Source organism: Psychrobacter sp. TB15, assembly GCF_000511655.1.
In the GTDB taxonomy this organism is placed as follows: Bacteria; Pseudomonadota; Gammaproteobacteria; order Pseudomonadales; family Moraxellaceae; genus Psychrobacter; species Psychrobacter submarinus.
The window spans coordinates 116227-126864 of sequence record NZ_AYXN01000031.1 but is presented as its reverse complement, the minus strand read 5'-3'; the positions used below and the strand labels follow the sequence as shown (position 1 = coordinate 126864).

Here is a 10638-nt window from a genome sequence, read left to right as displayed (position 1 = left end):
AAAGTCAGCTAGCTCTTCCTTATTTTATTCATCTCGTATGTCGCTCAGTGTGTTTGGTAGACGATTACTAAACCATAAGTAGAACTCGAGTATAACCGCTAAAAGGATGCCCGCTGTGAAAAGCAACCGACCTATTGATCTGCCCTTAAGCCAAGTGATTAGCGTTAACCGCTCACCGATTGCGATTGCGTCAATCTTGCATCGTATTTCTGGCATTATCCTATTTTTACTCATTCCTGTTATGTTGTGGCTACTGCAAACCTCTTTGGCATCGCCTGAGAGTTTTTTGACCGTATTCGATAACGTTTTTCTTCGTTTCTTAGCATGGATATTTGTTGCTGCTACGGCCTATCATTTTGTAATGGGTGTGAAGCATTTATTTGCTGATAATGGCCAAAATGAAGAGTTGAAATCAGCACGTACGGCATCTTTTGTCAGTTTCGTGATTGCAGCGATATTGATTGTCGCGTCATTTGTATGGGTGATGTTCTAATGATAAAGAATAATTCAGGAGTAAAAAGCGCTACAGGCCTTACTGGTTCAGGAACGCGTGATTGGATGGTGCAGCGCATTAGTGCTATTGTTCTAGCGGTGTACAGTATCGTATTACTGGGCTTCTTTTTGACCCATGGAGACGTGACCTTTCTAGAATGGTCGAGCTTTATGTATAGCTTACCTATGCGTCTATTTAGCTTAGTTGCTATTTTGGCATTAGCTGGCCACGCGTGGGTAGGTATGTGGACTGTGTTTACTGACTATATCACTTCAGGAAAGATGGGCGAAAGTGCTACTAAACTCAGAATGGTACTACAGACTTTTATGATTCTTGCCATTTTAGTTTATTTGTTCTGGGGCATCATGATCTTTTGGGGCAATGGCTTTGGCGTTATCGCCGTATAATTTTTAGCATTACGCTTGATAAGTGATGCGTTCGCTTGATTATAACCATTAGCGCTTAAGCTATTTTTGACAGTAGCGCCTAGCATTTTAATTCTTACAGGCCAGTCGCTATATCAATAAATACCGATGACAACGGTCATAACGTGCCAAGATCTTATCTTTTATAAGTGTATAGCACAGATTTAGATAGTAGATAGCCCTTGTAGTTACTTCGCTGGCATCTTGTATAAATAACACAGGCGCGAGCACAAACAGGCATTAGGAAAATCACAATGGCAACAAGACAAGACAATACTATTAGCAACATCAAAACCCTTAATTACGACGCAGTCATCGTCGGCGGTGGTGGCTCAGGTATGCGTGCCTCGCTACAACTGGCTGAGTCGGGTATGAATGTTGCGGTAATCACGAAAGTATTCCCAACACGCTCACATACTGTAGCCGCTCAAGGTGGTATTGGTGCAAGTTTGGGGAACATGAGCAATGACAACTGGCATTTCCACTTTTACGATACCGTTAAAGGTTCAGACTGGTTAGGCGATCAAGACGCTATCGAATATATGTGCCGTGAAGCGCCAAAAGTGGTTTACGAGCTTGAGCACATGGGTATGCCCTTTGACCGTAACGAAGATGGCACGATTTATCAGCGCCCGTTTGGTGGTCATACCTCAAACTACGGCGAAAAAGCGGTGCAACGTGCTTGCGCGGCAGCTGATAGAACCGGTCACGCGTTGTTGCATACTTTATATCAAAAGAACCTTGAACAAGGTACGCAGTTCTTTATTGAGTGGATTGCTCTTGATTTGATCAAAGACGAAGACGGTAATATCAACGGTGTTATTGCTCTTGAGCAAGAGACGGGCACGGTTGCAGTATTCCAGTCGCCAGTGACTGTACTGGCAACGGGCGGTGCGGGTCGTATTTTTGCTGCTTCTACTAACGCTTATATCAATACTGGCGACGGTATCGGCATGGCGGTTCGCGCTGGCGTTCCTCTACAAGACATGGAGTTCTGGCAGTTTCACCCAACGGGTGTGGCCGGAGCCGGTGTACTATTGACCGAAGGCTGCCGCGGTGAAGGCGCTATCTTACGTAACAAAGATGGCGAAGCCTTTATGGAGCGTTACGCGCCAACGGTCAAAGACTTAGCGCCACGTGATCTGGTATCGCGCTCTATGGACCAAGAAATCAAAGAAGGCCGCGGCTGTGGACCAAATGCTGACTATATCGTTATGGATATGACGCATTTGGGGGTTGATACGATTATGAAGCGTTTGCCATCGGTATTTGAGATTGGTAAAAACTTTGCTAACGTCGATATCACCAAAGAGCCTATTCCCGTGATTCCGACGATTCACTACATGATGGGCGGTATTCCAACCACGATTCATGGCCAGGTCATCACCCCGAATCTAGAAGCTGGTACCGATGACGAAGGTCTGTATAGCGAAGGCACGATTGTCAAAGGTCTATATGCTATTGGCGAGTGCGCTTGCGTTAGTGTCCATGGCGCTAACCGTTTAGGTACCAACTCACTGCTTGATTTAGTCGTCTTTGGCCGTGCAGCAGGCAAGCATATCGTTGATGGATTCCATCATAACGATCATAACTATAAGCCGCTAGATACTCATGTGCTAGACTTTACGGTTGGCCGTTTGAATAAGCTACAGCAGTCAACCGAAGGCTACAATGCACAAGACGTTGCTGATGAGATTCGCGCAATTATGCAAAAGCATGCTAGCGTCTTCCGTACGCAAGCGCTTATGGATGAAGGCGTAGAGAAGCTATTGGCACTAGAAGAAAAGATCGATCATATTCATTTAGCAGATAAGTCGCAAGTATTTAACACCGCGCGTATCGAAGCTTTTGAAGTGATTAACTTATACGAAGTAGCCAAAGCGACGATGATCTCAGCAGCTAGCCGTCATGAGAGCCGCGGCGCGCACAGTGTTGCCGACTATGACCGTCCTGAAGACGATGATTATGCGCCAAATGGTCGTAACGATCACGACTGGATGAAGCATACCATCTGGTACTCTGATGATAACCGTATCATTTATAAGCCTGTACGTAAGACGCCATTGACGGTCGATTATATTGAACCAAAAGTTCGCGTTTATTAGTCAATCGCTATTTGGATCGTTTAGTACTAGCGCATACTAGTGCGCTAGTACCAATAAAGTATTAAGATATTTAATTTTAGGCAGTTTACTGCCAGCTACAAGTTACTCAGCAGCGCCTACGCTAAGAGAATAGAATCCTTGTATGCCAGCCCTTACTAAGTGTGGAGTTTAGCAATATGAGCCGAGGTACTCGCACCATCGAAATTTATCGCTACGATCCTGATGTGGACGCAGCGCCGCGCATGCAAACCTATACGATTGAGCTACTAGAGTCAGATCGTATGTTGCTTGATTTATTATTACGCCTAAAGAAAGAAGATGAGACCATCACTTTCCGCCGCTCGTGCCGTGAAGGTATTTGTGGTTCGGACGGTATGAACATCAATGGTAAAAATGGCCTAGCCTGTCTTATTAACATGAACACGCTACCTGAAAAGATTACCATCAGACCGCTACCTGGACTGCCAGTCGTTCGTGACCTAGTCGTAGATATGAACCAGTTCTATGAGCAGTACGAAAAAGTACATCCTTATTTGATTAATGACCAGCCAGCACCGCCGACAGAGCGCTTACAGTCTCCTGAGCAGCGCGAGCAGTTGAATGGTCTTTATGAGTGTATTCTATGTGCTTGCTGTTCGACCAGCTGCCCTTCATTTTGGTGGAACCCAGATAAATTCTTGGGCCCATCAGCATTGTTACATGCCTATCGCTTCGTAGCGGATAGTCGTGATACGGATGCGCAGGCTCGCCTAGCGCGTTTAGATGATCCGTTCAGCTTGTTCCGCTGCCGCGGTATTATGAACTGCGTTTCAGTCTGTCCAAAAGGCTTAAACCCAACCAAAGCTATCGGTCATCTGCGCAATTTGCTTATTGATCAAGCAGGCTAATCTAGTAGGTCAATAAGCGACATACTATTTATCAGACAAAAGAAAAACACCGTCCTGAGGCGGTGTTTTTCTTTTGTTAATATTTTGTGCTAAGTACAGCGATAATGACAAACTAGCCATAAAAACTTACGAGCGAAAATGTTATCATAGGCCATAATAGCTCAATTAACGAAATTTTCGCTTTCTATGTTAGTTTTTTATGCTCATTAGTAGTGGCTCAATGTATTTAACATTGGCTATGATAGTGAATATTCATTACTTAAATACCTAGTATTGAACAAACAAACTATGGTTAGCTTGTGGGCCGTGCTACCCTAGGGAGCATCGTTTAGTGAGAGTGACGAGAGTAAAAGGATACAATATTTGTAGTCGATAGACTCTTTAAGCCATAAACACTAATGAGCGCTTCAAAGTTAAAACTAAGCGATAGACATAGTTATGGCTAGAGCTAGTATATATAAGTTATTATTATCAAACGACTAAGATAATAAGACTGGGCGTTCACAAATAATTGATTTAGCCCAAGACGTTCTAAAAGTTACTCATAATTATAAGTACAACCCGCAACTTCCATTCATTTATCTATGAAATAGACGATTATTATGAATAGTACAACTCAAAGAAAAGCCGATGCAGGATACACAGAACTTGCCGCTGATAATGCTCATTATATCGAAGCACTTTATGAGCAGTTCTTAACCGACCCTAACAGTGTCGATGAGAATTGGCAGCAGTACTTCAAACAATATCAATCGCCAAATGATGCTAAGCATAACGCCATTCAAGATCAGTTCTTGTTATTGGCACGCAATCAAACGGCAAACAAAGTTAGTGCCTCAGCTGCTAATAGTGATAGCACTGCTAATTGTGCTGACCCTAAGCAAATGGGCGTACAGCAGCTCATCTCCGCTTACCGTCGCCGCGGTCATCGCCGTGCCCAGCTTGATCCTTTAGATTTGCATCCACGTGACAAAGTCGAAGACTTGACACTGGCCTACCACAACTTATCAGAAGCTGATTTAGATACCGTCTTTCCGACCAACGATTTAAAAATTGGTAAGCCTGAAGCGTCGCTACGTGAGATCATTGAAATCATGGAGCGCGTCTATTGCCGTTATATCGGTATCGAGTATATGCATGTGACCACTAGCGTTGAGAAGCGCTGGATGGAGCAGTATATGGAAAGCAATCTTGGCCATATAGAATTCGATAAAGAAAAGCGCTTATCTATTCTTGAGCGCTTAACGGCTGCTGAAGGATTAGAAAAATACTTAGCACGTAAATATACTGGGGTAAAACGCTTCGGTCTAGAAGGCGGTGAGAGCTTTATTCCTGCGGTAAACGAGATCATTCAGCGCGCTGGTGGCTACGGCACAAAAGAGATGGTCATCGGTATGGCGCACCGTGGACGCCTAAACTTACTCGTTAATATCTTAGGTAAGAACCCAGCGGACCTATTCGATGAGTTTGATGGCAAAGTGCAGCCAGAAAAAGGTTCAGGTGACGTCAAGTACCATAATGGTTATTCTTCAAACGTGATGACACCTGGCGGAGAGGCACATTTGGCCTTAGCCTTTAACCCATCACATCTTGAGATTGTGGGACCTGTATTACAAGGTTCCGTACGCGCCCGTCAAGTTCGCCGTAATGACGAGCCAAAAGATCATGGTAAATACGGTAATTCAGTATTACCGATTGTCGTTCATGGTGATGCTGCTTTTGCAGCGCAGGGTGTCGTACAAGAAACTTTCCAGATGTCACAGACCCGCGCTTATACTACTGGCGGTACAGTACATATCGTTATTAACAACCAAGTTGGCTTTACCACTAGCCGTCAAGAAGATGCGCGCTCGACAGAGTACTGTACAGATATTGCTAAGATGGTACATGCGCCTATCTTACATGTGAATGGTGATGATCCTGAGTCGGTAGTGTTTGCTGCGCAATTGGCACTAGATTATCGCCATGAGTTCGGCAAAGACATCGTTATTGACCTTTTCTGCTATCGTCGTAATGGCCATAATGAAGCGGATGAGCCTTCAGCAACGCAGCCACTGATGTATTCAGTGATTAAAAAACTGCCAACGACGCGCACTATCTATACCAATAAGCTTATCGATGCAGGCGTTATTAGCAAAGATGAAGCCGCTAAATACGAAGACGAATACCGCGAATCACTAGATCGCGGCGAGTATGTCGCGAACTCTTTAGTGAGTGAGCCTGATGAAGCACTATTTGTCGATTGGACCCCTTATTTAGGTCATGAGTTAGAAGATGACTGGGATACTGGCGTCGATATCGACATCCTAAAAGGCTATGGTAAGCAGATGGCAGTGATGCCTGAAGGTTATAAGCTACAGCGTCAAGTACAAAAGGTGGTTGAGCAGCGTTTAGCGATGCAAACCGGTGAAGAGCCACTAAACTGGGGCGCGGCTGAAACACTCGCTTACGCCAGCTTAGTTGACCATGACAAAACCTTAGTACGTATCACTGGCGAAGATGTTGGCCGGGGTACTTTCTCGCATCGTCATAGCGAGATCTACAATATGAACGATGGCAGTATGTACGTGCCATTAGCGCATATGAGTAAAGATCAAGCGCGCTTTGCAATTTATAACTCGCTTTTATCAGAAGAGGCAGTGCTCGCTTTTGAATATGGTTATGCTACGACTGTGCCAAATGCATTAATCGTTTGGGAAGCTCAGTTTGGCGACTTTGTCAATGGCGCACAAATGGTCATCGACCAGTTTATCGCTAGTGGTGAGACTAAGTGGCAGCGCGTGTGCGGCTTGACCATGTTATTACCGCATGGCTATGAAGGTCAGGGTCCTGAACATTCTTCAGCTCGTCTTGAGCGCTTCTTGCAGCTGTGTGCTGAAGATAACATGCAAGTGATTACTCCAACGACACCAGCACAGATATTCCATGCCCTGCGTCGTCAAGCGGTACGTCCGATTCGTAAGCCTTTGATCGTAATGTCGCCGAAGAGCTTATTACGTCATAAGCTTGCTACCTCAGAGCTAGAAGAGTTATCGACTGGTCATAAGTTCGAGACGGTGATCTCTGAGATTGATGAGCAGGATAACGATAAAATTACCCGTTTAGTGCTTTGTGGGGGTAAGGTCTATTATGACTTACTCGAGCAGCGCCGTGAATTGGGCTTAGACCATGTGGCTATCGTACGTATTGAGCAGCTATACCCGCTACCAGAAGAGCGTTTGATCGCTGAATTTGATAAATACAGCAATTTAAAAGAGATCGTTTGGACGCAAGAGGAGCCTTTAAACCAAGGGGCTTGGTATTATCTAGCGCCGCATATGTTCCGTATTGTGGTTCCGCACCCAACCAAAGCGAAAGTGATGGAGCCTGTTGCGCGTCCAGCAAGTGCCGCACCAGCTACCGGATCGCCAAAATTGCATGCCAGTCAGCAGCAAGACTTAATTGCCGGCGGCTTAGGTGTAGAAGTCTCACAATTGACAAAGTAGTTTTTGACAGTATTAGCTTTAAGAAAGATCAAACAAACAGGTGGTAGCAGTCAGAGTATTATTCATTTCACAACAGTATTGGAACAAAGTACTAAATTAAAGTGAATCAAATGATTTGGCTGGTTACCACAATTTCATAATAAATAATATTTATCCCAATCTAAGGAGTATATCGATGGCTGAGATTAAAGCCCCCGTGTTTCCAGAATCGGTAGCTGATGGCACGATCGTTGAGTGGCACGTTACTGAAGGTCAACAAGTCAACCGTGATGATATCTTAGCGGAAATCGAAACGGACAAAGTTGTATTAGAAGTAGTCGCTCCAGATGACGGCGTAGTCACCAAAATCGTTAAGCAAGTCGATGATACGGTTGAGTCAGACGATCTTATCGCTGAGTTTGAAGCTGGCGCTAGCGGCAGTACCGATAGTGAAGACAGCAGCGGTGATGATGCGGAAGCTCCAGCCGTCAATCCAGATCAGCCTGCGGCGCCAGTACAGAAAAAGCAAGCAGCTGATGGCGGTGAGCCAGTACAAGCGACAGACAAAAAAGAAGACGCTCATAAAGACCAAAGCCCAGCGGTACGTAAAGCGGCGAAAGAGTCTGGCGTTGATCCAAAAAATGTCGAAGGCAGTGGCCGTGATGGCCGAGTTACCAAATCTGATATGGCAAGCCCTAAACTCAAAGCAGATAGCAGCATCAAAAACGATAAGGGGACGCCAGTCGCCGAATCGGGCGAGCGTAGCGAAAAGCGCGTACCGATGACTCGTTTGCGTAAGCGTGTTGCCGAGCGTCTACTATCAGCGACTCAAGAAACAGCGATGCTGACGACGTTCAACGAAGTCAATATGAAGCCACTCATGGATATGCGTACTAAGTACAAAGATCAGTTTGAGAAGCGTCATGGTGTGCGTCTAGGCTTTATGTCGTTATTCGTCAAAGCTGCTACTGAAGCGCTAAAACGTTTCCCAGCAGTGAACGCCTCACTCGATGGCGATGATATCGTCTATCATGGTTTTTATGATATCGGTGTTGCTGTATCATCAGATCGCGGTTTAGTTGTACCTGTACTTCGTGATACTGATCAGATGAGCATGGCGGATGTCGAAAGCAAAATCCGTGAGCTTGGCGGTAAAGCACAAGAAGGTAAGCTCGGTCTTGATGAGCTGACAGGCGGTACGTTCACCATCTCTAACGGCGGTGTCTTTGGCTCACTCATGTCAACGCCTATCTTGAACCCACCGCAAACTGCTATCTTAGGTATGCATGCGATTAATGAGCGTCCGATGGCTGTCGATGGTAAGGTTGAGATTTTACCAATGATGTACCTAGCGCTATCGTATGATCACCGTATGATTGATGGTAAAGAGGCGGTACAGTTCTTGGTGACACTTAAGGATCTTGTCGAAGACCCAACCATGCTGTTATTAGACCTATAAGCTTCTAAGCTTGTATTGGCAATCGCTAATACAAGCTTTTTAACTTTATGCCAATAAATGTTCTGTCTTGCCTACTGTTTAGAACAATAAACTTCACCTTAAAACTCTCGCTATTCATTTTAGGTGAATCATCCTATCAAGATAGTGTATTAGCTATACATCTTGAATTTGATGCTTTATCAATCGATTAAAATAAATAGCTATGCAAGCGAGAATAACGTCAATAGCATAGAGCCAAACTAAATTTTACGATAAAAATATTAGGAAATTACTATGAAAGATAATTATGATCTAGTCGTTATCGGCGGCGGACCTGGTGGTTACGAAGCGGCTATTCGTGCCGGTCAGTTGGGTATGAGCGTCGCTTGTATCGAAAAACGTGTTTACAAAGGCGAGCCGGCGCTTGGCGGTACTTGCTTGAACGTTGGTTGTATTCCATCAAAAGCTTTACTTGATACCTCACATCGCTATGAGGCGACAAAAGACGAGCTCGACGAGCATGGCATCAGCACCGGTGATGTCGGCATCAACGTCGAGAAGATGATTGAGCGTAAAGAAGGTATCGTCAAGCAATTAACGGGCGGTGTTGCGGCACTACTCAAGGGCAATGGTGTTGACTGGCTACAAGGTTGGGGCACGTTAGTCGACGGTAAAGGCGATGACAAAAAAGTTAAATTTGTTGCGCTAGAGGATGATGCAGAAAGCACCATTACTGCCAAGAACGTTATCTTAGCCTCAGGTTCTGTGCCTATCGATATTCCAGTTGCCAAAGTCGATCACGAGCATATCGTCGACTCGACTGGCGCGCTTGATTTCACTGAGACGCCAAAGCGCTTGGGCGTGATTGGTGCAGGCGTTATTGGTCTTGAGCTTGGTTCAGTATGGCGTCGCTTGGGCGCGGAAGTCGTGGTTTATGAAGCGCTGCCTGAATTTTTAGCCGCTGCTGATAAAGATATCGCCAAAGAAGCTCGTAAGATGTTCAAAAAACAAGGCTTAGATATCCGCGTCGATACCAAAGTGACTAATGCAGAAGTCAAAGACGGTCAAGTCGTCGTCACTAGCGAAAACAAAGGCGAAGCCTCAGATGAGAGCTTTGATAAATTGATCGTTTGTGTCGGTCGCCGTGCTTACTCTGAGAAGCTACTTGGCGAGGACAGCGGTGTGACGCTAACCGAACGCGGCCTTATCGATGTCGATGATCAGTGCAAAACCAATCTAGATGGCGTCTATGCTATTGGCGATTTAGTACGTGGCCCGATGCTCGCGCATAAAGCGATGGAAGAGGGCATGATGGCGGTTGAGCGCATTCATGGCGAAAAAGCACAAGTCAACTATGACACTATTATCAACATTATCTATACCCATCCAGAAATCGCTTGGGTTGGTCTGACTGAAAAAGAAGCTGCGGATGCAGGCTATGAGGTCAAAACAGGCTCATTCAATCTAGCTGCTAACGGTCGCGCGCTGGCGCAAAGTGAAGCGCAAGGCTCAATCAAAGTCGTTGCCGATGCTAAGACCGATCGTTTACTCGGTATGCATGCTATCTTTGCTGGCGCCGGCGACATCGTCCATCAAGGCATGATCGCGATGGAATTTGTCTCTAGTATCGAAGATTTGCAGCTGATGACTTTCGCGCATCCAACGATTTCAGAAGCGGTACACGAAGCTGCCTTATCTGCTGATGGCCGTGCTATTCACGCCATTCAGCGTAAAAAACGTAAATAGTATCCGTGCAGGTTTGTCCTTAGTCAGTCATCACTTCGTCCTAAAGAAGATGGCAACTAAAGCGTCAATAGCTGTCAAAC

Annotated in this window: 7 protein-coding genes; all 7 read left to right on the top strand. The window is 45.3% G+C overall.

The window, feature by feature from the left end:
- Positions 1–106: 106 nt before the first annotated feature.
- A complete protein-coding gene (gene sdhC, locus W234_RS0107400) occupies positions 107–493 on the top strand; it encodes a succinate dehydrogenase, cytochrome b556 subunit (protein WP_025646159.1) in 387 nt (128 codons plus the stop codon).
- Positions 493–900 carry a succinate dehydrogenase, hydrophobic membrane anchor protein gene (sdhD, locus tag W234_RS0107395; RefSeq protein WP_037059282.1) on the top strand — a complete coding sequence of 136 codons (408 nt, stop codon included), beginning with the start codon at positions 493–495 and terminating at the stop codon, positions 898–900. The genes sdhC and sdhD overlap by 1 nt, the downstream gene beginning before the upstream one ends.
- 272 nt (positions 901–1172) lie before the next feature.
- Positions 1173–3023: a succinate dehydrogenase flavoprotein subunit gene (gene sdhA, locus W234_RS0107390; RefSeq protein WP_025646151.1), complete on the top strand. Its 1851-nt coding sequence runs from the start codon at positions 1173–1175 to the stop codon at positions 3021–3023.
- A gap of 176 nt (positions 3024–3199) precedes the next feature.
- Positions 3200–3910: a succinate dehydrogenase iron-sulfur subunit gene (locus W234_RS0107385; RefSeq protein ID WP_025646150.1), complete on the top strand. Its 711-nt coding sequence runs from the start codon at positions 3200–3202 to the stop codon at positions 3908–3910.
- A gap of 602 nt (positions 3911–4512) precedes the next feature.
- Positions 4513–7395, top strand: coding sequence for a 2-oxoglutarate dehydrogenase E1 component (locus W234_RS0107380; RefSeq protein ID WP_025646148.1), 2883 nt, complete (start codon positions 4513–4515; stop codon positions 7393–7395).
- A gap of 175 nt (positions 7396–7570) precedes the next feature.
- Positions 7571–8833: a 2-oxoglutarate dehydrogenase complex dihydrolipoyllysine-residue succinyltransferase gene (gene odhB / locus W234_RS0107375; protein WP_025646146.1), complete on the top strand. Its 1263-nt coding sequence runs from the start codon at positions 7571–7573 to the stop codon at positions 8831–8833.
- A gap of 273 nt (positions 8834–9106) precedes the next feature.
- Positions 9107–10558, top strand: a complete 1452-nt coding sequence (lpdA, locus tag W234_RS0107370; RefSeq protein WP_025646144.1) for a dihydrolipoyl dehydrogenase — start codon at positions 9107–9109, stop codon at positions 10556–10558.
- Positions 10559–10638: the final 80 nt, after the last annotated feature.